The 21,379-nt window shown below is 61.9% G+C and carries 20 protein-coding genes; 9 read left to right on the top strand and 11 right to left on the bottom strand.

The window, feature by feature from the left end; genetic code table 11:
- The first annotated feature begins 16 nt into the window (after window positions 1-16).
- From WG900_RS04525 to WG900_RS04515, 3 genes are all read left to right on the top strand, one after another.
- Window positions 17-1,276: a hypothetical protein gene (locus tag WG900_RS04525; RefSeq protein WP_339965009.1), complete on the top strand. Its 1,260-nt coding sequence runs from the start codon at window positions 17-19 to the stop codon at window positions 1,274-1,276.
- An 18-nt stretch (window positions 1,277-1,294) separates the two neighbouring features.
- The gene (locus WG900_RS04520; protein WP_339965007.1) at window positions 1,295-1,783 is read left to right on the top strand and encodes an NAD(P)H-dependent oxidoreductase; all 489 of its coding nucleotides are present in this window, start codon (window positions 1,295-1,297) and stop codon (window positions 1,781-1,783) included.
- A 109-nt stretch (window positions 1,784-1,892) separates the two neighbouring features.
- Window positions 1,893-2,561 carry a hypothetical protein gene (locus WG900_RS04515; RefSeq protein ID WP_339965006.1) on the top strand — a complete coding sequence of 223 codons (669 nt, stop codon included), beginning with the start codon at window positions 1,893-1,895 and terminating at the stop codon, window positions 2,559-2,561.
- Window positions 2,562-2,679: 118 nt separating this feature from the next.
- Here WG900_RS04515 and WG900_RS04510 read toward each other — a convergent pair whose 3' ends face one another.
- Complete coding sequence (locus tag WG900_RS04510) at window positions 2,680-2,907, bottom strand: hypothetical protein (RefSeq protein WP_339965003.1); 228 nt, start codon at window positions 2,905-2,907, stop codon at window positions 2,680-2,682.
- A gap of 74 nt (window positions 2,908-2,981) precedes the next feature.
- On the opposite strand from WG900_RS04510, the gene WG900_RS04505 reads away from it, so the two are divergent.
- Window positions 2,982-3,218, top strand: a complete 237-nt coding sequence (locus WG900_RS04505; protein ID WP_339965001.1) for a hypothetical protein — start codon at window positions 2,982-2,984, stop codon at window positions 3,216-3,218.
- On the opposite strand, the gene WG900_RS04500 is transcribed toward WG900_RS04505, so the two are convergent.
- Entirely contained in the window at window positions 3,215-4,195 is a 981-nt protein-coding gene (locus tag WG900_RS04500) for an NAD(P)H-dependent flavin oxidoreductase (RefSeq protein ID WP_339965000.1), read from the bottom strand. The genes WG900_RS04505 and WG900_RS04500 overlap by 4 nt on opposite strands.
- Before the next feature lie 160 nt (window positions 4,196-4,355).
- On the opposite strand from WG900_RS04500, the gene WG900_RS04495 reads away from it, so the two are divergent.
- Complete coding sequence (locus WG900_RS04495; protein ID WP_339964997.1) at window positions 4,356-5,534, top strand: FAS1-like dehydratase domain-containing protein; 1,179 nt, start codon at window positions 4,356-4,358, stop codon at window positions 5,532-5,534.
- A 13-nt stretch (window positions 5,535-5,547) separates the two neighbouring features.
- Window positions 5,548-6,708 carry an FAS1-like dehydratase domain-containing protein gene (locus WG900_RS04490; protein ID WP_339964995.1) on the top strand — a complete coding sequence of 387 codons (1,161 nt, stop codon included), beginning with the start codon at window positions 5,548-5,550 and terminating at the stop codon, window positions 6,706-6,708.
- Between the two features lie 44 nt (window positions 6,709-6,752).
- On the opposite strand, the gene leuA is transcribed toward WG900_RS04490, so the two are convergent.
- The 3 genes from leuA to WG900_RS04475 all read right to left on the bottom strand — a co-directional run bounded on the left by leuA (window position 6,753) and on the right by WG900_RS04475 (window position 10,937).
- The gene (leuA, locus tag WG900_RS04485) at window positions 6,753-8,423 is read right to left on the bottom strand and encodes a 2-isopropylmalate synthase (RefSeq protein WP_339964992.1); all 1,671 of its coding nucleotides are present in this window, start codon (window positions 8,421-8,423) and stop codon (window positions 6,753-6,755) included.
- Between the two features lie 368 nt (window positions 8,424-8,791).
- On the bottom strand, window positions 8,792-9,592 hold the full coding sequence (locus WG900_RS04480) for a sterol desaturase family protein (protein WP_339964989.1): 801 nt from the start codon (window positions 9,590-9,592) through the stop codon (window positions 8,792-8,794).
- A gap of 94 nt (window positions 9,593-9,686) precedes the next feature.
- The gene (locus tag WG900_RS04475; protein WP_339964987.1) at window positions 9,687-10,937 is read right to left on the bottom strand and encodes an MFS transporter; all 1,251 of its coding nucleotides are present in this window, start codon (window positions 10,935-10,937) and stop codon (window positions 9,687-9,689) included.
- A 139-nt stretch (window positions 10,938-11,076) separates the two neighbouring features.
- Here WG900_RS04475 and WG900_RS04470 point away from each other — a divergent pair, with 139 nt between their 5' ends.
- Window positions 11,077-12,222: an epoxide hydrolase family protein gene (locus WG900_RS04470; protein ID WP_339964984.1), complete on the top strand. Its 1,146-nt coding sequence runs from the start codon at window positions 11,077-11,079 to the stop codon at window positions 12,220-12,222.
- A gap of 66 nt (window positions 12,223-12,288) precedes the next feature.
- On the opposite strand, the gene ilvC is transcribed toward WG900_RS04470, so the two are convergent.
- The 4 genes from ilvC to miaA form a co-directional block, all read right to left on the bottom strand.
- Complete coding sequence (gene ilvC / locus WG900_RS04465; RefSeq protein WP_339964982.1) at window positions 12,289-13,308, bottom strand: ketol-acid reductoisomerase; 1,020 nt, start codon at window positions 13,306-13,308, stop codon at window positions 12,289-12,291.
- 60 nt (window positions 13,309-13,368) lie between these two features.
- A complete protein-coding gene (gene ilvN / locus WG900_RS04460; RefSeq protein WP_310530877.1) occupies window positions 13,369-13,884 on the bottom strand; it encodes an acetolactate synthase small subunit in 516 nt (171 codons plus the stop codon).
- A 13-nt stretch (window positions 13,885-13,897) separates the two neighbouring features.
- Window positions 13,898-15,640, bottom strand: coding sequence for a biosynthetic-type acetolactate synthase large subunit (gene ilvB, locus WG900_RS04455; protein ID WP_339964980.1), 1,743 nt, complete (start codon window positions 15,638-15,640; stop codon window positions 13,898-13,900).
- A 150-nt stretch (window positions 15,641-15,790) separates the two neighbouring features.
- On the bottom strand, window positions 15,791-16,750 hold the full coding sequence (gene miaA, locus WG900_RS04450; protein ID WP_417596907.1) for a tRNA (adenosine(37)-N6)-dimethylallyltransferase MiaA: 960 nt from the start codon (window positions 16,748-16,750) through the stop codon (window positions 15,791-15,793).
- Window positions 16,751-16,766: 16 nt separating this feature from the next.
- Between miaA and serB the strand changes: the two genes are divergently transcribed.
- Together serB and WG900_RS04440 are read left to right on the top strand one after the other, a co-directional pair.
- Window positions 16,767-17,618: a phosphoserine phosphatase SerB gene (serB, locus tag WG900_RS04445; RefSeq protein ID WP_339964979.1), complete on the top strand. Its 852-nt coding sequence runs from the start codon at window positions 16,767-16,769 to the stop codon at window positions 17,616-17,618.
- A 50-nt stretch (window positions 17,619-17,668) separates the two neighbouring features.
- Window positions 17,669-18,499 carry a Coq4 family protein gene (locus tag WG900_RS04440; protein ID WP_339964977.1) on the top strand — a complete coding sequence of 277 codons (831 nt, stop codon included), beginning with the start codon at window positions 17,669-17,671 and terminating at the stop codon, window positions 18,497-18,499.
- Between the two features lie 274 nt (window positions 18,500-18,773).
- Here WG900_RS04440 and purL read toward each other — a convergent pair whose 3' ends face one another.
- Window positions 18,774-20,933, bottom strand: coding sequence for a phosphoribosylformylglycinamidine synthase subunit PurL (gene purL / locus WG900_RS04435; protein ID WP_339964976.1), 2,160 nt, complete (start codon window positions 20,931-20,933; stop codon window positions 18,774-18,776).
- A gap of 33 nt (window positions 20,934-20,966) precedes the next feature.
- Window positions 20,967-21,365: a DUF2177 family protein gene (locus WG900_RS04430; protein ID WP_339964975.1), complete on the bottom strand. Its 399-nt coding sequence runs from the start codon at window positions 21,363-21,365 to the stop codon at window positions 20,967-20,969.
- Window positions 21,366-21,379 lie beyond the last annotated feature (14 nt).

Genomic DNA, 21,379 nt, shown 5'->3' with positions numbered 1-21,379 from the left:
TCGAAAGGATCGAACCATGTTCGCATCACCGAAGCCTGCCCTTTTAGCTTCGATTGCCATAAGCACCGTCGCCGGACTGGCGATGCCATTGTTGGCGCAGACCAAGCCTGCCAGCGGGCCAGTTGCGCGCTATGACATGCGCGCCGGAACCGTGACCGGGATGGGGGCGATGGGCGGCGGCATGCGCGGGGCCATGAGCATGGCGTTTGGCGGCGGCGGAAACAGCGCCCCGCAGCATGAATTGTACTTGCGGCTCGGTTCAGGACAGCCTCCGGTGAAGGGTGCTCCCAAAGCTGACCATTTCATGCCGCCGGCTGCGAAACTGGGCAAATCGGTGCCGCTGCTTACCCCGCAGGCCGAACGCGACGCTCGCGATGAACTGCCGCAGATGGGCAATGAAAAGCCCAAGGGCCGCATGCTGATCTTCTGGGGCTGCGGCGAACATGCGCCCAAGGGGCAGCCGGTGGTGATCGATTTCGCCAAGCTGGCTGCCGGCCAGATGCCCCCGGGAATGTGGTCCACCACCGTGCTGCGCGACTGGGGTCCGACGCTAACCAACAGCAAGACCTTCGGGCGCTGGCCAAACGAGGATACGATGGGCGGCAACAAAGCGATCCGCACTGATGCATCCCTGCTTGGCGCTCACCGGGTTGCCGGCAATTACAGTCCCGAGATCGGTTTCAACCTGACGAAAGACTTCATGACCGCGCTCAATGTGCGCACCAGTACGTTGCCATCGGGTGCTGGCATGTTGCGCTGGAACTCAGTTCCCGAAGCCACCGGGTTCTATGCCTACATGTTCGGTGCGAAACAGGGCCCGGGTGGCGACATGGGTGACATGGTCATGTGGTCTAGCAGCGCCTCACGGCAATTCGGCGGAGGCCTGCAGGACTGGCTCTCGCCGTCACAAGTCGCTCCGCTGGTGACCAACAAGACCGTTCTGCCGCCCAGCGCAACGGCCTGCATCGTCCCCGCAGAGGTCAAGGCGGCCACGGACTTTCGCATGGGCACGTTGACCGCCTTTGGCCCGGAAGAGAACTTCTCCTATCCTCCGCGTCCAGCAGACCCGAAGGCAGCATGGGCCGTGCAGTGGACTGCACGAGTCCGCCACCGCTCAACCACGAGCTGGATGGACATGCCGGGGATGACCGGCGGGATGCCCGCCGGAATGGGCTCCGGAGAGGGACCAGTGCCGCAGCAGCCTCGCCCGAATTGCAAGCCGAGGGGACTCGGCGGTATCATGGGCGGAGTGCTCACAGGACGAACGGGGTGCTGACGCTGCCGACAGCTGGCGATGGCTGAGCCGGGCGGATTGGCCATCATCTGGCACAGCCGAACCGGAGCGAGCGAAGCCATGGCGCGGGCGATTGCCGAGGGCGCCGGCGAGCTCGCCCGGATTGTGCGTGCGCAGGACGCGAACGCCGATGCAATACTGTGCGCGGCGGGTCTCATATTCGTCTGTCCGGAAAATCTCGGGACAATGAGCGGTATCATGAAAGACATGTTCGACCGGACCTACTATGCCGTGCTGGGCAAGATCGAGGGCCGCGCCTATGCCACTGCGATCGCTGCCGGGTCCGCCGGGCAAGGTGCAGGGTCACAGATTGACCGGATCGTCGCCGGGTGGCGTCTGCACCGGGTAGCCGATCCGTTGATCGTGAACCTGAATGCCCAGAGTCCCGAATCGATACGAGCGTGGAAAACGGTTGCGGTAGAAGACCTTGTACGCTGCCACGATCTGGGCAAGGCCTTCGCCGAAGGTGTACGGATCGGTATCTACTGAATCCGCACGGATATATCAGTCAATATCATGGATTGAGGGGTCGACGCGCTTGGAAAAGCAAGCAATTCACAGTGTACCGGCAGGAAGGGCAATTCAATTTGCCGCGCATGTGAACGATAGACCAATTTCATCCAGTCCGGCGCTCAGCCTGCACTTTGCGAAGGGCATGCGCCCGAACGTCGAGGCGATCCTGCGCCTCGCGACGCGTCCGGCTGAGAGCACGGCATTCTCCGTCAGCCTGATGCCTGAGCCCGATGAAGGCTGGCTTGAACTGCTGGCCATGGGGCTGACTTTCGACTTGCAAGGAGTTGAGCCTTTTCCGGCGGAGCGCATCGATCCCGCCAGCCATTATTTCGGGTTTTCCCAGAGTGACTATGTCGAAGGCAGCGATGCGCTGAGGCTGACTCCCGGGCCGCACCTTGCCGGTTCAGCGACCATGATGCCGGTACTGCGCATCCTCGCCGGGCTGGGAGCAGAACTTGCGCGGCTGCCTGGTCTCGAGGCGGTCGGCTGGGCGACATCGGCCACGCGCATGGCACCGTCCTATTTCATGAGCAGTGTCACGGCCTGGCTTTCGGGCGGGGCATTTCCCGCGCTCGGCCTGACCGGTTTGACGACACGGGACGATGGCGGCCTGGAAAGCGAAGGGCTAGCCCTGTTCGTCGGATACGAGATCGCGATCGAACCTCTCCCCGGCGAATCGATGGCTGACCGCGCCAAGCGGGCCGCGCGGGCCATGCATGCCATCGTCCAGTCGGGAACCCGCGACATCGGCTAGCTTGTCGATAGCCAAGGCAGGGCATTCACGCCGACCTGCCGGCGCAAGACGGAGTGCTGCGTCTGTGGCGATCGGTCTGACGCGCCGCGCGGGCGAGCCGCTGGGAATCTCAGGCAGGTCAGGAGATCGGAAGCAGCATCTGGGTTACTGGCCAATCAATGCCCGTCGAAACAAGAACCGATGAGCTGCGCTTCCGCGCGGTCAAGACTATAGCGCCGGCCTCCAGCGGCATCATTTGCTGCCGCTGCAACTGCTCTCGATGCGGTGGTTTGGCCAGTTTTTCGAAGGCATCGGACTCAACCGCATCGGCTTTGACGATTTCCGCCGCAACGCTTGCTGCTCCCATGCAGTGCCCAGACGGCAACGATGATGGCGCTGCCAATGCATCGCGGACCGCACCATCGCTAAAATGCGCTGGCTATGGACCGCGTTGCCTGGATCGAACGCACCTGGCGAGCGGGCGGCCGATGCGATGCTGCGGCAAAAGACGCGCTGTTTCGTCTGGACCTGCTGCAAAGTGCGTTGCGACGGCGCTTGCTCGATCCATCTCGGCACCCGATCCCGCTCAACAGCCGCGATCCTGGATTGCACAAGCTCGACTTCAGTGATCTTGATGCCATGGCCGACCTGTTGTGGGCAGCGACCGAAAGCCCTTAAATCGCGAAGCCCGCAGTCCGCCCGGCCAGTTCGGCGCGGGCCTCGGCATATTGGGCGGCCAGCTTCTCGACCCGGTCGGCCACGCTCTCCACCGCGTCGACTGCGCCGATGCCTTGACCCGAGCCCCAGATATCCTTCCATGCCTTCGCCGCAACGTTACCGCCCGATCCGAAGTTCATCTTGCTCGGATCGCTTTCGGGCAAGGCATCGGGATCGAGGCCGGCGGCGGCGATCGAGGGCTTTAGATAGTTGCCATGAATGCCGGTGAACAGGTTGGTATAGACGATGTCTTCCGAGCTGCCGGCGACAATTGCCTGCTTGTAGGCATCGACAGCGTTAGCCTCGGTGGTAGCGATCCACGGGCTGCCAATATAGGCAAAATCCGCGCCGAGCGCCTGAGCGGCCAGGATCGAACGCCCGCAGGCAATTGAACCGGACAGCGCGACAAGGCCAGTGAACCAACTCCGGATTTCCTGCATCAGCGCAAAAGGTGAAAGCGTGCCGGCGTGGCCACCGGCGCCGGCTGCGACCGGGATCAATCCGTCCGCGCCCTTGTCGATGGCCTTGCGGGCAAAGCGGTCGTCGATGACGTCATGAAGCACGATGCCGCCCCAGCCGTGCGCCGCGTCGTTGACTTCCTTCACCGCGCCCAGCGAAGTGATCAACATCGGCACGGCCCACTTGGCACAGGCGGCTAGGTCGCTTTGCAGCCGGTCGTTGGTTCTGTGCACGATTTGATTGACGGCAAACGGAGCCGCAGGCCGGTCGGGGTTGGCGCGGTTGTGCGCGGCGAGTTCTTCGGTGATCTGGTGCAGCCACTCATCCAGTTGGCTGGCAGGGCGGGCATTGAGAGCCGGGAAACTGCCGACGATCCCGGCTTTGCACAGCGCGATCACCAGTTCCGGGCCGGAAATGATGAAAAGCGGCGACCCGATGACGGGAAGGCGAAGGTGTTCGAACGGTGCGGGCAAGCTCATTGACGGGCGATAGCCCCAATTTGCCCCTTTTGTCGAGCAAAGCCGGGTGATCGCGCGGGCGCTTTTGGGCTGTTCAGGTGGTCAGCCGGATCAAGTCCAATTGCCTTTGCAGGGCACTTGGCCGAAGGCATCGGCAACTGATTTGCGGGAGACTATACCGATGAGCGCGCCAGAACTCGATTGCTCTGACCTCGACAACTACATCGGCAAGCCGATGCAGCCGGCGCGGATGGTCGATCCGATCGCCAACAGCGATATTCGTCGCTGGGTCCAGGCAATGCACTATCCCAACCTCCTGCATTACGACCACATCTATGCAGCACAAAGCCGCCACGGCCAGCTGGTCGCCCCGCAAAGCTTCCCGGTGGTGATGGACTGCGCGCACGGTTCGGCGCCGTCTTGCATCGGCATGATCCCCAATTCGCACATGCTGTTCGGCGGTGACGAATGGTGGTTTTATGGCCCAACGCTGAAGGCGGGTGAGCGCGTGTTCAACGAGCGGATTCCGTTCGACTACACGGTCAAGAACACCTCATCGTTCGGCCCGACCTGCTTCCAGCGCGGTGACAACTTTTACTACAATCAGGACGGCGAACTGGTCGCCAAGCAGCGCTCGACCTCGATCCGCTATTTGCAGGCAGCCGGTGAGGCGAGCCAGAGCGGCAGCACCGAAGGTCAGGACGATCCGGTATGGACCGACGAAGAGCTGGAATCGCTTGAGGATCGCAAGTTCACCTGGATCCAGATGCTGCACGATCTTGGCCATTCGCCGCGTTACTGGGACACGGTTACCGTGGGCGAAGACCTGCCGGAGCGTGTGTTCGGACCGCACTCGATCGTCAGCTTCACCACCGAATGGCGCAGCTACCTGTTCACCAGTTGGGGCACCACGCACCGCCGCACAGATCTCGATATCGAGGCGCTCGGCTTCGTCGGCCCCATGGCCGGCAAGGAGCAGGATCCCACGCTAGAACGGATCAACCCTGAACAGACCGACGGCGCCTACATCGGGCCGAGCCGCGGCCATCTGTTCCCGCGCTGGGCCCGCTACATCGGAATGCCCCGCGGCTATGGCTATGGCGCGTCGATGGGTGCCTGGCTCACCGATTATGCTTCGGGCTGGGCGGGCGAATGGGGCATGGTCCGTCACTCGGCCTGCAACTATCGCAGCCCCGCTCTGACCGGCGACATCACCATCCAGACTGCCAAGATCACCGACAAGTTCGTCGATGAAGACGGCCGCCACATGGTCAAGATGGAAGTCCGCATGACCAACCAGCTCGGTTCGGTTCTGGCCACGGCAAAGACCACTGTCGAACTTCCCGTTCGCCCGGCGTAAGGAAAGCAATCAAATGGTAGAAGCCTTCGACTGTTCGGATATCGACAATTACCTCGGTAAGCCGATGGATCAGTCATTCCTGCGCGAGCCCATCGCCGGGAATGACATCCGCCGGTGGGTCCATGCGATGCATTATCCTAATCTGCTGCACTTCGATCCGAAGTTTGCGGGCGAGAGCCAGTTCGGCAAGCTGGTCGCGCCGCAGAGCTTCGCGATTGCTACCGATGACGGACACGGCGCCGGCCCGGCCTGCGTTGGCAAGATCGCCAATTCGCACCTGCTGTTCGGCGGGGACGAATGGTGGTTCTATGGCCCGCGCATCCTTCCGGGCGACACCATCGAGAACCAGCGCATACCGTTCGATTACGCCGTCAAGCAGACCGGCTTCGGCCCGACCTGCTTCCAGCGCGGTGATAACAATTACGTCAACCAGAACGGCGAGGCGATTGCCAAGCAGCGTTCGACCGCAATCCGATATCTCGCTTCGGCAGGCGGCGGCAGCGTCAACGAGGCCGATTTTGATGAGCCCGAGTGGACCGACGAGGAAATGGACGCCTTCGATGCTCGCCGCTTCGCCTGGGTGAAGATGCTGCGTGACCTTGGCCACAAGGAACGTTGGTGGGACGATGTTTCAGTCGGTGACAAGCTGGATGAACGCCTGTTCGGACCGCATTCGATTGCCAGTTTCACCACTGAATGGCGTGCTTACCTGATGAACACCTGGGGGGCGATCGGCTTTCGCAAGAACGACCTCGAAGCGTTGGGCTTTACCCGTGAAATGGCCGGTTACGAGAACGATCCCGACATGATGCTGGACAACACGTTCCTGACAGACGGTGCCTATTACGGCCCTTCACGCGGGCATCTGTTCCCCAAATATGCTCGCCGCATCGGAATGCCGCGCGGCTATGGTTATGGCGCCTCGATGGGCTCTTGGGTGACAGATTACTTGTCGGGCTGGGCTGGGGAACACGGGATGGTCGTGCATTCCATCGCCAATTATCGCGGTCCGGCGCTGACCGGCGATGTCACCATCCAGACTGCGGAAGTCACTGAGAAGTCGGTTGATGCGGATGGCCGCCACCTGATCCACGTCAAGCACCTGATGGAAAACCAGCGCGGCGTGAAGATGTGCACCGGCACCGCTGAAATCTGGCTGCCGAAAAAAGGCTGATTGAAAAGCCGGCCTCCTCCCGCATTCAGGGAGGAGGCCGCTTTTTACTTCAGCGCATTCGCCGCGCTGAGCACGGCGCGGACGCCGGCCGTGGCGACGTCTTCGTCGATGCCCACGCCCCAGATCACCTGACCATCCGGTCCGACGCATTCGACATAGGCCGCAGCGCGCGCATCGGCACCTTTGCCCATCGCGTGTTCGGAATAGTCGCGCACTTCAAGCTGGATTCCAAAAGATTCGGCCAGCGTGGCGCAGACTGACGAGATCAGGCCGTTGCCACGCCCCGACACCGATTGTTCGCGGCCATCGACGCCAATCTTGCCAGCAAACAGCCGTGAGCCGTCGGCGGCCTTGGTTTCCTCGTAATCGACCAGCTGGAGGTGCTGCGGATCGTCAAGGCGATAGACCTTGCGGAACACATCCCAAATGTCCGGCGCCTGCAGCTCGCGGCCCAGTTCGTCGGCCAGATCCTGCACGTGGCGGCTGAAATGCGCCTGCATCCGCTTGGGCAGTTTCAGGCCCTGATCCTGCTCAAGTACCCAGGCGAAACCGCCCTTGCCGCTCTGCGAGTTCACGCGGATCACGGCTTCATAGGAACGGCCAAGATCCGCCGGATCGATCGGCAGGTAAGGCACCGACCACAGCGGATCGTTGCGCGTTTCCTGCGCCGCAAAGCCCTTCTTGATCGCGTCCTGATGGCTGCCGGAAAAGGCCGTGAAGACAAGTTCGCCGCCATAGGGATGGCGCTCGGGCACTTTGAGCTGGTTGCAGTATTCGACCGTCTGAATGACCTCGTCGATGTCTGAGAAGTCCAGTTCCGGATCGATGCCCTGCGTGTAAAGGTTGAGTGCGACAGTCACCAGGCAGCAGTTGCCAGTGCGCTCGCCGTTGCCGAACAGGCAGCCTTCAACACGGTCGCCGCCAGCCATCAGGCCCAGTTCCGCCGCCGCAACTCCGGTTCCCCGGTCGTTGTGGGTGTGCAGCGAAATCACGGCGCTCTCGCGGTTGGGCAAGTTGCGGCAGAAGTATTCGATCTGGTCGGCGTAGATGTTGGGAGTCGAAGCTTCCACGGTCGCCGGCAGGTTGAGGATGATCGGCTTTTCTGGCGTAGGCTGAAGAATGTTCATCACGGCCTCGCAGCACTCGATAGAGAAGTCGAGTTCAGCGGTGGAGAACGTCTCCGGAGAATATTCGAATTGCCAGTCGGTCTGCGGGAAGCGCGCGGCATTGTCGCGCAGGTACTTCGCGCCGTTCTCGGCGATGGCGCGGATATCGGCCTTTTCCATGCCGAACACGACCTGCCGCCACAACGGCGACACTGCGTTGTAGACATGGACGATGGCCGCCTTCGCACCAGCAAGGCTTTCGAATGACGTCCGGATGAGGTCTTCGCGCGACTGGGTCAGGACCTGGACCAATACGTCTCCCGGGATACGGCCGTTATCAACGAGGCCGCGAATGAAGTCATATTCCGTCGCGCCGGCGGCGGGGAAACCAACTTCGATTTCCTTGAGGCCCAACTTGATCAGCAGGTCAAAGAACCGCGTCTTCTTTTCCGCGCCCATCGGATCGATAAGCGACTGGTTGCCATCGCGAAGGTCAGTCGAAAGCCAGCGCGGAGCTTTCGTGATCGTGCGGGAAGGCCAATGCCGGTCAGGCAGGTGGATTTGCGGGAAGGGCCGATACTTGGCCGAAGGGTCTTTCAACATGGTCATGGCGTTACTCGGAAAAATCGGTTGCGATACTGTCGGCAATTTATCCCTTGAGCGCTGGCCGCGACGGGAGAGCCGACACAGCCGTTCACGCCCAAGGGCGTGTAAGTCGCAGGATTAGGCCGTTCTTCCGGGTCATGGCCAAGGCCTATGGGGAAGGGCGCGGAGCTTGTAAAGCCCCCGTTTCAGCAAGTTGCAAGGTTTGCAAGTTGATGAAACACACTCTGTTCGCCACGTGAGTATTTTCCATATGAAGCCGCCCGAATAGACGAAAGCCACGCGGGTGGCGCGGCTTGTGAAGCTGATAGCTGGCGAACTCCCGGTAACATGCGGGGAAGAGGATACACCCCGACCCCGCATGTAGGAAAGCATCACGCCTCGACCTTTTCCCGCTTCGGCCGGGCATGGACGACCTTGCCATAGCCTTTGCCGTAATCGAGCGTGCCGAACATCCAGTCATAAAGCAGGCTGATCGTCGCGAAGTTGCCGCCGGTGAAATGGGCGTGGTGGTTGTGGTGCATGACCGACATCGTGTTCAGGTATTTGTATGGGAACTTGTCGGTCGGCCACAGATCGTGGTTGTGCTGGTTGATCTCGGAAAAGGCGATCCAGGTGATGACGACGGTTGGCACTGAGAATGCGCCGAGCACGAAGGACAGACCAAGGATCGTCCCGACATAAAGGCCAAGACCGCCTGCCACTTCAATCGGATGGATGAAGCTGGAATCGCCGCGGCAAGGGTTGTGCTGGCGGTGGTGGACGGCATGGACCCACATCAGCGGGCCTTTGAAATAGCCGCTATCGTGAAACAGGAAGCGGTGCACGAGGTAGTAGAAGAAATCATAGACCAGCAGGATGATCACGCAGTCGCGCAGCACCCGGCCAATCGAATGCAGCTCTGTCGATATCGCGAACGGAACGATGGCGGCAAAGATCACCACCCAGAAAAACATGCCCCATTTGCGGTTCCAGGCCTGATTGGCGGCATAGGTCGGTCGCTGCATCTTTTCGATGTAGCTGGCCTTGTTGATCCGCGCCGATTCGCGGAACGTGGGGACCAAGGCGGTGCCCAGCGCGCGGAGCACCATGGTGATGGCGATGATGGCGACGGCGGCGATCAGCGATTGCTGCCAGTTGTAACTGGCAAGCAGGCTGGCAGGTATCTGGTCCATTGTCTTGTCCTTCGGATATTGCTGAGAACGCTGTTCTCATTCCACCGTCTAGACGAATTATGCCGGTGCCATCCTTGATCGAGCGCAAAAACAATCAGGCGATCGGCTCCGCCTCCATCGATGGCTTGGCCGCCCCCAGTCGGACAACAGGCACGAGCAGCAACATCATAACGGCAAGCGCCGCAAACAGACCGAAGATCACGTCATAGCTCCCTGTGATGTCATAGATCCTTCCAAACAGCGGCGGCGAGATCAGCAGGAACGAGAGGATAACCAGATTGAGCATGCCCCCAACGCGCCCGACGACTTCACGGCCCCATATGCGCGGGATAAGGAAACTTTCCATCGGCATCATCATTCCGCCAAAGAACCCCATCAGCATGACCCCCAGCGCAATCGCGGAAAAGCCGGCGTCGGCCCAGATCATTGCAACGCAGCCGACTGCATAGCCAATCAGGCTGACCGACATCAAATGGCGCGGGTTCATCCGGTCGGCCATGGCGGCAAAACCGAGCTTGGCGACGAAACCACTTGAGGCATAAATCGAGATGAGAAACGCCGCCGAACCCGCTGCGATGCCGACATCTGTCGCCAGCGAGACGAGGTTCGTCACCATGCCCTTGAGGCCGGCGGTGACCGTCGCCACCAGCACCGCAACCATCCAGAACGATGGATCGCGCAGCAGGGTACTTGCCGCGATCGTGCGCACCTTGTTGACCTCTACTGCGGCCTCGGGATCTACCGACGCACCATCCGGATGAAATCCGCGCTCGCCCGGATAATTCACCACGAAAGCGGCCGCGGCGAGGGTGATGGCGAGGACGATGAGCGACAGCAGTCGCAGCCCCATTCGCCATTCAAACTCCGTGAGAAGATACTGGATGATCGGCGGAAAGATGACACCCCCCAACGCAATACCGGCGATCGCCACACCTAACGCTGCACCACGCCGTTTGGCGAACCAGCGCGTCAGCAGCACGGTGCAGGCCAGCGGACCGATCAGCAGGTTGGCTGGGGCGACAAGCACGCCGTAAACGATCAGTACGTGGTTAAAGGTCTGGGCAAAGCTGATGGCAATGAATCCCAGCGCGAGAAGCACTCCGCCAAGAGCCATCGCGGCCTGCAGCGACACCCGGTCAAGCAACTTGCCGACGCTGGGAGATATGATTGCGGACACGCCGGACAGGACCGTCATCGAAAGCATGAGGACCATGCGGCTCGGCTGGAATTCCTTGCCCAGCGGAACGGCGAGCACGCTGTATGACGAGGTGATCATCGCCGTGACCGCCAACAGGACCATGCAGGCCCCAACTTGCCGCCAACCGACTGCGAATGATCGTTCCATGCCGTCTCCCTGTACTCAGGCGATGTTTGCCCGATTGCGGCTGATTATGAACGTCGCGGCGGGAAAGGAAAGATGACCAAGCGGGCGAAATGCCATGCAGGGCGTCGCGGAATATTCATCGCCGGGGCATGGTGCGGCGATGACAGCGATTCGGCCGTTCGCGCTCCTGGTTGGCCAGGGGGAACTTGACGATTTGGCGGATCGGCTTGCCCGCATACGCTGGCCAGAGCGCGAGTGCGTCGACGATTGGTCTCAGGGAGTACCGCTCGCGGCGCTGCAAGGCCTCGTTACCCACTGGCGCGAGCGGTATGACTGGCGGTTGTGTGAGGACCGGCTCAACGCCTTCGGGCAATTCGTCGCAGAGATCGACGGGCTCGACGTCCATTTCCTCCATGTCCGGTCGCGTTATGAAAATGCCCGTCCGCTGATCCTGACTCATGGCTGGCCCGGGTCGGTGATCGAATTCCTTGAGGCAATCCCGCGCCTCACCGATCCCGTGGCTCATGGCGGCAAGGCAAGTGATGCCTTCCATGTCGTCGTGCCATCGCTGCCGGGCTACGGCTGGTCGGGCAAACCAAAGAGCACTGGCTGGAACGTCCAGCGGATCGCCCGCGCCTGGGCAGAGCTCATGGCGCAGCTTGGTTATGATCGCTGGTTCGCGCAGGGCGGGGATTGGGGGGCGATCGTGACGGCAGCCCTTGGCGCGCAGGCTCCGGCAGGGCTGGCCGGGCTGCATCTCAATATGCCGATGGCACGACCGACTGCCGATGATCGGCTCGAAGATGACGCCGAGGTCAAGGAAGCGCTGCGGGCGGGGCGGCACTACATGGACTGGGATTCGGGTTATTCCAAGATCCAGTCCACCCGGCCGCAGACGATTGGCTATGGCCTTGTCGACAGCCCGGTCGCGCTGGCCGCGTGGATCTACGAGAAGATGTGGGCGTGGACGGACAATGCGGGCCGGCCCGAAGAAGCGCTGTCCTATGACACGATCCTCGACAACATCATGGTCTATTGGCTTAACGCGAGCGGCGCGTCGGCCGCGCGGCTCTATTGGGAGAGCTTCGACGCCATCGCCCAGACTGGCGAAGTAAATGTACCCGCTGCCTTCAGTCTATTCCCGCGCGAGATCACCAAGGCCCCGCGCAAATGGACCGAGCGGATGTTCCGCAATATCGTCTACTGGAACCCGGCGGAGAAGGGCGGACACTTTGCCGCCTGGGAGCAGCCGGATATCTTCGCCCGGGAACTGCGCGCCGCCTTTGCTTTGATCGACCCGCGCTGAGCCCCAACGCAAAACGCCCGGTCGTGATGACCGGGCGCCTGCATTATTGTCAGCGGTAAGGCTGGATCAGTTCTTCGACTTGTCGACCAGCGCGTTGGCACCGATCCACGGCATCATCGCACGCAGCTTGGAGCCGGTTTCCTCGATCTGGTGGCGCTTGGCGGCAATGCGCGAAGCCTTCAGTTCGGGCTGGCCGGCGCGGTTGTCGAGCACGAAGTCCTTTACGAAGCGGCCCGACTGGATGTCGGCGAGAACGCGCTTCATTTCCTTCTTGGTCTCTTCGGTGATGATGCGCGGGCCGGTCTTGATGTCGCCGTATTCGGCGGTGTTCGAGATCGAATAACGCATGTTGGCGATGCCGCCTTCATACATCAGGTCGACGATCAGCTTGAGCTCGTGCAGGCATTCGAAATAGGCCATTTCCGGCGCGTAACCGGCCTCGACCAGCGTTTCGAAACCAGCCTGGACCAGCGCGGTGGTGCCGCCGCAGAGCACGGCCTGCTCGCCGAACAGGTCGGTTTCGCATTCCTCACGAAAGTTGGTTTCGATGATGCCCGAACGGCCACCGCCAACGCCCGAGGCATAGGCGAGGGCGACGTCATGGGCGTTGCCGGTCTTGTCCTGATGGACGGCGACAAGGCAGGGAACGCCGCCGCCGCGCTGGTATTCGCTGCGCACGGTGTGGCCGGGGCCCTTCGGCGCGATCATGATCACGTCGATGTCATTGCGCGGCTCGATCAGGCCGAAATGGATGTTGAGGCCATGTGCGAAGGCCAGCGCCGCGCCGGGCTTCAGGTTGGCGTGCAGGTCTTCGGCATAAATCGCTGCCTGATGTTCATCGGGAGCGAGGATCATGATGATGTCGGCCCAGGCGGCGGCGTCCTTGTTCGACATCACCTTGAAGCCGGCGCCTTCGGCCTTCTTCGCCGTGGCCGAGCCTTCGCGCAGGGCAATGGCGACATCCTTGACGCCGCTGTCGCGCAGGTTCTGGGCGTGGGCGTGGCCTTGGCTGCCATAGCCGAGCACGGCGATCTTCTTGCCGGTGATCAGGTTGATATCGCAATCGGCGTCGTAATAGACCTTCATGTCACTTCCTCTTGAATATTGATGCAGATGAAGCCGTGCCCGGGGGCGCGGCGAAATGGATCAGGCCCCCTCCGGCCCCCTCGTCATGCCGACGATGCCGGTGCGTCCCACTTCGACCAGCCCCAGTTCGCGCATGATGGCGATGAAGCTGTCGATCTTTTCGGGCGTGCCGGTCAGTTCGAAAATGAAGCTGGCAGTCGTGGTGTCGACCACCTTGGCACGGAACACATCCGCTACGCGTAGCGCCTCAACCCGGCTGTCGCCCTTGCCGGCAACCTTGATCAGCGCCAGCTCCCGCTCAACGTGCGGTCCGTTCTCACTCAGGTCGACCACCTTGTGCACCGGCACCAGCCGTTCAAGCTGAGCGTGGATCTGGTCGATCACTGCGGGCGGGCCCTGTGTTACGATGGTGATCCGGCTGACTGCGTGGTTCTCCGAGATGTCGGCCACGGTCAGGCTGTCGATATTATAGCCGCGCGCGGTGAACAGTCCGGCGATCTTGGCGAGAATACCCGCCTCGTTATCAACGGTGATGGCGAGAACGTGGCGCTCGGATTCCTGTTGCTTGATCTTCATCATGAGGTCCCCCTTACACCAGCGCCTTGGCTTCATCGTCCATGGTCCCGGCGACGACATCGCCCTGCAGGATCATGTCCGTATGCGCCGCGCCCGAGGGGATCATCGGGAAGCAATTGGCCTGCTTGGCGACCATGCAATCGACGATCACCGGACCATCATGGTCGATCATCGCTTGAATGCCGGCGTCGAGCTGGTCCTCGCTCTCAATGCGGATGCCCTTCCAGCCATAGGCTTCACCCAGCTTCACGAAGTCGGGCAGGCTGTCCGAATAGGAGTTCGAATAGCGGCTTTCATAGGTCAGTTCCTGCCACTGGCGGACCATGCCCATGTATTCGTTGTTCAGGATGAATACCTTCACCGGCAGGCGGAACTGGCTCGCGGTGCCCAGCTCCTGGATGTTCATCTGGATCGAGGCTTCGCCGGCGATGTCGATGACGAGACTGTCCGGGTTGCCAAGCTGCGCTCCGATGGCGGCGGGCAGGCCATAACCCATTGTGCCGAGACCGCCCGAAGTGAGCCACTTGTTCGGGCCGAAGAAGTGGAAGTGCTGCGCCGCCCACATCTGGTGCTGTCCGACCTCGGTGGAGATGATCGGGTCCTTGTCCTTCGTCAGCTGGAACAGGCGTTCAATGGCCAGCTGCGGAGCGATTTCGCTCTGCGACTTGGTGTAGGACAGGCTCTTCTTGCCGCGCCATTCCTCAACCCGGGCCTTCCACGCGGTCAGGTCCTGAGCCTTGCGGCTGCCCCAGGCTTCGATCAGCTGGGCGAGGACTTCGGCGCAGTCGCCAACGATCGGCAGGTCGACCGCGACCGTCTTGTTGATCGAGCTGCGGTCGATATCGATGTGGATCTTCGTCGAATTGGGCGCGAAGGCATCGAGCCGTCCGGTAACGCGGTCGTCAAACCGCGCGCCAACGCAGACGATCAGGTCCGCCTGATTCATCGCCATGTTGGCTTCATAGGTGCCGTGCATACCCAGCATGCCCAGCCAGTCGGCATGGTCGGCCGGGAAGGCACCGAGGCCCATCAGCGTCGAAGTCAGCGGAGCGCCCGTCAGTGCCTGCAACTGGCGCAGCAGGTCGCTGGCGCGCGGACCGGAATTGATCACGCCGCCGCCCGTATAGAAGACGGGAGTCTTGGCATTGGCGAGCAGTTCGATCGCCTTGGCAATCTCGCCCTCGCTGGCCGCCATGCGCGGGTTGTAGCGGTTGCGGCGCTGCGGCGGGCCATCGGACATGGTCGCCGTGGCGATCTGGACGTCCTTGGGAATGTCGATGACGACTGGGCCGGGGCGGCCGGTGGTGGCGATCTGAAAAGCCTCGTCGATGACCGCGGCGAGTTCGCTCGGGTCCTTCACGAGGTAGTTGTGCTTGCAGCAATGCCGGGTGATGCCGATCGTATCGGCTTCCTGGAACGCGTCCGAGCCGATCAGCGAGCTGGGCACCTGACCGGTGATGACCACCAACGGGATCGAGTCGAGAAAGGCATCGGCGATGCCGGTGACGGCATTGGTCGCGCCGGGGCCGGAGGTAACGAGGACGACACCGGGCTTGCCGGTTGAGCGGGCATAGCCTTCAGCCGCATGGGCCGCGCCGGCTTCGTGACGGACGAGGATGTGGCGGACGCGCTGTTCGGCGAACAGCTCGTCGTAAATGGGCAGCACGGCGCCGCCGGGATAGCCGAACACGAATTCGACACCCTGCCGCACCAGGCTTTCGACCAGAATGCCTGCGCCGCTGCGCTCCTGGCTCACTGCACTCACTCCTCAATCTTTCAACGCTGTGCTGCTAAAAAGACAGACCCGGCACAGGTTACTGCGCCGGGTCACCTCTCCAGCTCGCTCGAACCACCGGGGTGGCTCGTTGTGCAGCGCGGTAGGCGACAGGAAATAACGTGTCAATAGCTAATCACGTAATAATGATGCGAATATATCACCCTCGTTAAAATGTTCTAACTCGAATCTTGGCCAATCGGTCGGCGGCTGGTGACGCAGCCAGGTGATCTGGCGCTTGACGTAATTGCGCGTCGACTGGCTACCGCGTGCCAACACATCCTCAAGAGTCGTAGTTCCACGAAGGAAATCGACGATTTCCGGCACGCCGATGGCCCGCATGACGGGAAGGTCGGGGGAAAGCTGCCGGGCCAGCAATGCCACAACTTCGTCAATTGCACCGCGTTGCAGCATGGTCGCAAAGCGGCGGTCGCAACGCCCATAGAGCCACGCACGGTCGGGAAGCAGGATCGCCGCGTGCAATGTGACGCTGTCGCCAATCCCGCCGCTCACTTGTTGCTGCCAATGCGACAACGATTGACCACTAGAACGCACGACTTCCAGAGCCCGGCGGATTCGCGCAGAATCTGTCGGGCCAAGCCGAGCCGCCCGCTGCGGGTCTTCTGCCTGCAAGGCGAGCGCGGCTTCGCCCAGCGGCATATCCCGCACGGCCTCGCGCACCTGCGGATCAATCGCCGGAATGGGTGCGATGCCGTCAAGCAAGGTGCGTACATAAAGCCCGGTTCCGCCAACAAGGATGGGAACCGAGCCGTGTTCGTGGGCAAGGGCGATCTCAGCGCGCGCGCGTTCAGCCCAGTCAGCGGCGGAACAGGCCTGGGCGCCATCCCATTCGCCAAAGAGCCGGTGCTCAACCCCTTGCATCTCATATACGGATGGCCGAGCGCTGAGAATCTCCAGGTCTGCATAGACCTGCGCGCTGTCGGCATTGATCACCACGCCCCGCCGGCCCTGCGCTTCGAGCGCCTTGGCGAGCCGAACCGCCAGATCGCTCTTGCCGCTCGCCGTCGGCCCTGCAATGAGCGCCAGCGGCGGCCTTTCAGGAGAATCTACGTTGCTCATCGCACGCGTCATAGCAGAACCGGACCAGATGTCGGCACATGTCGATGTGGCGATTGCCAGCATGACCGCGCGCGGCTGCAAGGTGGCGGGGGCGGCAATGCTCGATGCCTGCGCCAATGTCCTCGAATTCGATATCGTCGAAGGCGATCCGCAAGTGGTGCGCGAAGTGCTCGACGCGCAGTTCAAGCCCAGCGACCTGATCGTTGCCGATCACGTGCCGCGCGTGCCTTCGCTGTTCGTGTCGGACATGGATTCGACGATGATCATGGCCGAATGCATCGACGAACTGGCGGACTTTGCTGGCTTGAAGCCGCAGATTGCCGCGATTACCGAACGCGCGATGCAGGGTGAACTCGATTTCGAGGCGGCGCTGCGTGAGCGCGTGCTGCTGCTGCGCGGGCTGTCCGAAGGCGCGATAGCCGAATGCCTAGCTACGCGAATTTCGCCAATGCCCGGCGCACGGGTGCTGGTCGAAACGCTCAAGGCGCATGGCTGCAAGACGGTGCTCGTTACTGGCGGTTTCCATCAGTTTGCCGATCCCGTGGCGGAGCAGCTTGGGTTCGAGATGGTCGTCGGCAATCGGCTAGAGGTTTTGGGCGGCGAACTTTCAGGTGGATTGGTTGGATCGATCACCGACAGCAGCGTCAAGAAGGCCGTCCTGCTAGAAGAAGCCTCGCGGCTTGGTGGGGGGGGGGCAATTACGCTCGCTACGGGCGATGGCGCGAATGATATCCCGATGATTGAAGCGGCGACCTATGGCCTCGCTTACGCCGCCAAGCCAAAAGCGCGCGCAGCGGGGGACGGCTGGATCGATCGGGGCGACCTGACCAGCGTGCTTGAACTGCTCGGCATCCCGCGCGAACGCTGGGTGTGGGAATAAGCGCACGACGAACTATTGACATTAGTGTCAGTTAAACTTAGCTAGGCGGCATGGAAATGCCAGCCAGCCATGACGCATTCGATACCGCCGCGCAGCAATCGCGCGCCGAAACGCCGATCCTGATCCGCGGGCGCCCCGATTTCCGGTACGACTGGAAGCGCGCCTGGACCCATTTCCGCGCGCTGATACGCAACAAGGAAGACACCACCCAGGTCTTCCACATCTTCGAAGCCCTGCCGTGGAAAGGCATCTACAAGGAGGCAACCCGCTTTCTTGAGAGCGAGCAGGGCAAGGCGCTGTTCCTGTCCGAACCGTTCCTGCCATCGCTGCTCGACGACCATGCCACGCTGCGCCGGATGCCCGCCGGATCGCTAGCCCACGCCTATTGCGACTTCATGGAGCGCGAAGGGCTGACGGCGCAGGGGCTGGTTGAGGAATACGAAACCTTCCGCAGCGATCGCGTCCGCCTGAACGACCGCTTCGAATGGTATTTCGAACGCATGCGCGACACGCATGACCTGATGCACGTGCTGACCGGCTACAGCCGTGATGCTCTGGGCGAACTGTGCGTGCTGGCCTTCACGTACGGCCAGCAGCCAAGTCCGGCACACCTGTTCCTTGGCTATGCCGGCGGTGTCGAAATCCGCACCCGGCTCAAAAGCAAGGCGCCGGTGCTGGGCGCGGTGCGTGAAGGCCAGCGCCTCGGCAAGGCTTGCCCGCGTCTGGTCGAACAGTCGATCCATGAGCTGCTGCCGCTGCCGATTCAGGAAGTGCGCCGGCGGTTGAAGATCACGCCTGCGAGTAAATATGCTGAATGCCACGCAGAATGGCGCAAAATCGGCATCGATCCCTACGACATGATCGCACCGGTGGCAGCCTAAACCGTCGTCGTCCCGGGCTTGACCCGGGACCGCTGGCCTCACTGCCGCAAGCCCTGATCAATCCGACCAGCGATCCCGGGTCAAGCCCGGGATGACAGAGCTGGTTCACCAATTCCCGTCATCCTGAACTTGTTTCAGGATCCATTTAGCCGTTCGCGCGGCGCTTTGCCTAAACGCGCAACGGCGCCCCTGCGCACCCTCCGAAAATCCGAGCCATCATGCGCAATAGATCCTGAAACAAGTTCAGGATGACGAAGTGGGAGAGGGAGTGGCGTTACCCTTCCATCCAGTCGCGGAAGAAACTGTCGCTGGCTTCGCGCAGGTCGGCGAGCGATGCACCCGCAACCGCGTTGCCACCAACCCTGCCGATCAGTCGCGCTTCCTCAACCTGGGTGCCTGGCGCCGCTGTCACGATGTAGCGCGATTGGTCTTCGCCAAACGCGCCCGCCGTGCCGAGTTGGTCGGTGATTTCGCTGCCGATCCCGCCAGCCAGCGCCATTTCGGCGAGTGCGACAATTAGGCCGCCATCACTGATGTCGTGGACGGCAGTGATCTTGCCTTCGCCAATCAGTGCACGGACCTTTTCGCCATTGGCACGTTCGACCGATAGGTCGACTGGTGGCGCTTCACCCGCTTCACGCCCCGCGACCTCACGCAGCCACAGCGATTGGCCAAGGTGTGAGCCTGCGCCGCCGATAAGCCAGATGGCATCGCCTTCGTTCTTGAACCCAATCGTCGCCATCTTGGTGTGATCAGCCATCAGGCCAACCCCGCCAATCGCCGGCGTCGGCAGAATCGCCGATCCGCCGCCAGTCGCCTTGCTCTCGTTATAAAGCGACACGTTGCCGCTCACGATCGGGTAATCCAGCGCCCGGCAGGCATCGCCCATGCCCTGCAGGCAGCCGACGATCTGCGCCATGATTTCGGGTCGCTGCGGGTTTGCGAAGTTCAGGCAGTTGGTGATGGCGAGCGGCGTGGCGCCGACCGCGCTGATGTTGCGATAGGTCTCGGCCACGGCCTGCTTTCCGCCTTCGTAAGGATCGGCATAGCAATAGCGCGGCGTGCAATCGGTGCTCATGGCGAGCGCCTTCGTCGAGCCGTGGACGCGCACAACCGCCGCGTCGCCGCCGCTCTTCTGGAGCGTGTCCGCGCCAACCTGGCTGTCGTACTGCTCCCAGATCCAGCGCCGGCTGGCGAGATCGGGGGAGGCCATCAGTTTGAGCAGGTCCGCGCCGATATCCGTGCTTTCCGGCACATCGCCCAGCGGAGCAACATTTGCCCAGGCCTTGTATTCCTCGGGCGTGAGATAAGGCCGTTCGTATTCCGGCGCGTCTTCGGCCAGGGGCCCAAGCGGAATATCGCAGACCACTTCGCCTTGCCAGGTCAGCACCATGTGGCCGGTGTCGGTCACTTCGCCGATTACCGCGAAATCGAGCTCCCACTTGCGGAAGATCGCTTCGGCCATAGCTTCCTTGCCCGGCTTGAGCACCATGAGCATCCGCTCCTGGCTTTCGCTCAGCATCATTTCATAAGGCGTCATGCCTTCTTCGCGGCACGGCACCTTGTCCATGTCGAGCACGATCCCGGCCTTGCCGTTGGTTGCCATTTCGACGCTTGAGCTGGTCAGCCCCGCCGCGCCCATGTCCTGGATGGCGACGATGGCATCGGTCGCCATCAGTTCAAGGCAGGCCTCGATCAGCAGCTTTTCAACGAAGGGATCGCCGACCTGCACGGTCGGGCGCTTTTCATCGATATCATCGCCAAAATCGGCGCTGGCCATGGTCGCGCCGTGGATGCCGTCGCGCCCGGTCTTCGATCCGACATAGACGATCGGATTGCCTAGGCCGGTGGCGGCCGAATAGAAAATCTTGTCCTGATCGGCGATACCCACGGTCATGGCATTGACGAGGATGTTGCCGTCATAGGCCCGGTGGAAGTTGGTCTCGCCGCCAACAGTCGGCACGCCCACGCAGTTGCCATAGCCGCCGATGCCCGCAACCACGCCCTGGACGAGGTGCTTCATCTTGGGATGGTCAGGCCGGCCGAAGCGCAGTGCGTTCATGTTCGCCACCGGGCGCGCGCCCATGGTGAAGACGTCGCGCAGGATGCCGCCAACGCCAGTCGCTGCGCCCTGATAGGGCTCGATGTAGCTGGGGTGGTTGTGCGACTCCATCTTGAAGATCGCCGCCTGATTGTCACCGATGTCGATGATGCCGGCATTCTCACCCGGACCGCAAATCACCCACGGCGCTTTGGTCGGCAGCTTCTTCAGGTGGAAGCGGCTGGATTTGTACGAACAATGCTCCGACCACATGACCGAGAATATGCCGAGCTCGACAAGGTTCGGCTCGCGTCCGAGTGCATGGAGCACGCGCGCATATTCGTCTTCGGATAGCCCGTGGGCGGCGACAACATCGGCGGTAATGTCAGTCATGCGCGCGCCCATAGCCTCGGCGCGCGCCGATGGCTAGGCCGCGAAGCGCGTTGTCACCCAAGTAGCCACAGTCGCCGCCACGGCGGTTGCAAAGGCACCCCAGACGATATCGACCACCGTCACGTGCACCGGCCAGACCTTCATCGTCGCCTGATTGGTCAGGTCATAGGTCGCATAGGCCAACCCGCCGAGCAGCGCCCCGTTGAGCAAGGCCGCGCTTGTCCCGCCGGAGAGGCCGGGGCGCACGGCAAACCAGATGATCCCGGCGATGTAGATCGCATAGAACACCAGCGCCGGACCGCCGCGGAATGACGGCGCCAGAAGCTCGCCAATGGCCGGGCGATAAAAGTTCTTGCCAGCCCATCCGAGCCACAGGAAGTCCAGCACGCCAAAGCTGACGGCGGCGGATACGTAAGCAATTACCCATTTCATCTGCGGTTTCTCCC

The organism is Novosphingobium aquae (assembly GCF_037572715.1).
GTDB classification, from domain to species: Bacteria; Pseudomonadota; Alphaproteobacteria; order Sphingomonadales; family Sphingomonadaceae; genus Novosphingobium; species Novosphingobium aquae.
The sequence above is the reverse complement of the archived record's forward strand: the minus strand, read 5'-3'. Positions and strand labels throughout refer to the sequence as shown.

Excerpts from the sequence above, each read along its gene's own strand:
- WG900_RS04525 (WP_339965009.1), top strand. The coding sequence starts at position 17 with ATGTTCGCATCACCGAAGCCTGCCCTTTTAGCTTCGATTGCCATAAGC.
- WG900_RS04520 (WP_339965007.1), top strand. The coding sequence starts at position 1,295 with ATGGCTGAGCCGGGCGGATTGGCCATCATCTGGCACAGCCGAACCGGA.
- WG900_RS04510 (WP_339965003.1), bottom strand. The coding sequence starts at position 2,907 with ATGGGAGCAGCAAGCGTTGCGGCGGAAATCGTCAAAGCCGATGCGGTT.
- WG900_RS04505 (WP_339965001.1), top strand. The coding sequence starts at position 2,982 with ATGGACCGCGTTGCCTGGATCGAACGCACCTGGCGAGCGGGCGGCCGA.
- WG900_RS04500 (WP_339965000.1), bottom strand. The coding sequence starts at position 4,195 with ATGAGCTTGCCCGCACCGTTCGAACACCTTCGCCTTCCCGTCATCGGG.
- WG900_RS04495 (WP_339964997.1), top strand. The coding sequence starts at position 4,356 with ATGAGCGCGCCAGAACTCGATTGCTCTGACCTCGACAACTACATCGGC.
- WG900_RS04490 (WP_339964995.1), top strand. The coding sequence starts at position 5,548 with ATGGTAGAAGCCTTCGACTGTTCGGATATCGACAATTACCTCGGTAAG.
- leuA (WP_339964992.1), bottom strand. The coding sequence starts at position 8,423 with ATGACCATGTTGAAAGACCCTTCGGCCAAGTATCGGCCCTTCCCGCAA.
- WG900_RS04480 (WP_339964989.1), bottom strand. The coding sequence starts at position 9,592 with ATGGACCAGATACCTGCCAGCCTGCTTGCCAGTTACAACTGGCAGCAA.
- WG900_RS04475 (WP_339964987.1), bottom strand. The coding sequence starts at position 10,937 with ATGGAACGATCATTCGCAGTCGGTTGGCGGCAAGTTGGGGCCTGCATG.
- WG900_RS04470 (WP_339964984.1), top strand. The coding sequence starts at position 11,077 with ATGACAGCGATTCGGCCGTTCGCGCTCCTGGTTGGCCAGGGGGAACTT.
- ilvC (WP_339964982.1), bottom strand. The coding sequence starts at position 13,308 with ATGAAGGTCTATTACGACGCCGATTGCGATATCAACCTGATCACCGGC.
- ilvN (WP_310530877.1), bottom strand. The coding sequence starts at position 13,884 with ATGAAGATCAAGCAACAGGAATCCGAGCGCCACGTTCTCGCCATCACC.
- miaA (WP_417596907.1), bottom strand. The coding sequence starts at position 16,750 with ATGACGCGTGCGATGAGCAACGTAGATTCTCCTGAAAGGCCGCCGCTG.
- serB (WP_339964979.1), top strand. The coding sequence starts at position 16,767 with ATGTCGGCACATGTCGATGTGGCGATTGCCAGCATGACCGCGCGCGGC.
- WG900_RS04440 (WP_339964977.1), top strand. The coding sequence starts at position 17,669 with ATGGAAATGCCAGCCAGCCATGACGCATTCGATACCGCCGCGCAGCAA.
- purL (WP_339964976.1), bottom strand. The coding sequence starts at position 20,933 with ATGACTGACATTACCGCCGATGTTGTCGCCGCCCACGGGCTATCCGAA.
- WG900_RS04430 (WP_339964975.1), bottom strand. The coding sequence starts at position 21,365 with ATGAAATGGGTAATTGCTTACGTATCCGCCGCCGTCAGCTTTGGCGTG.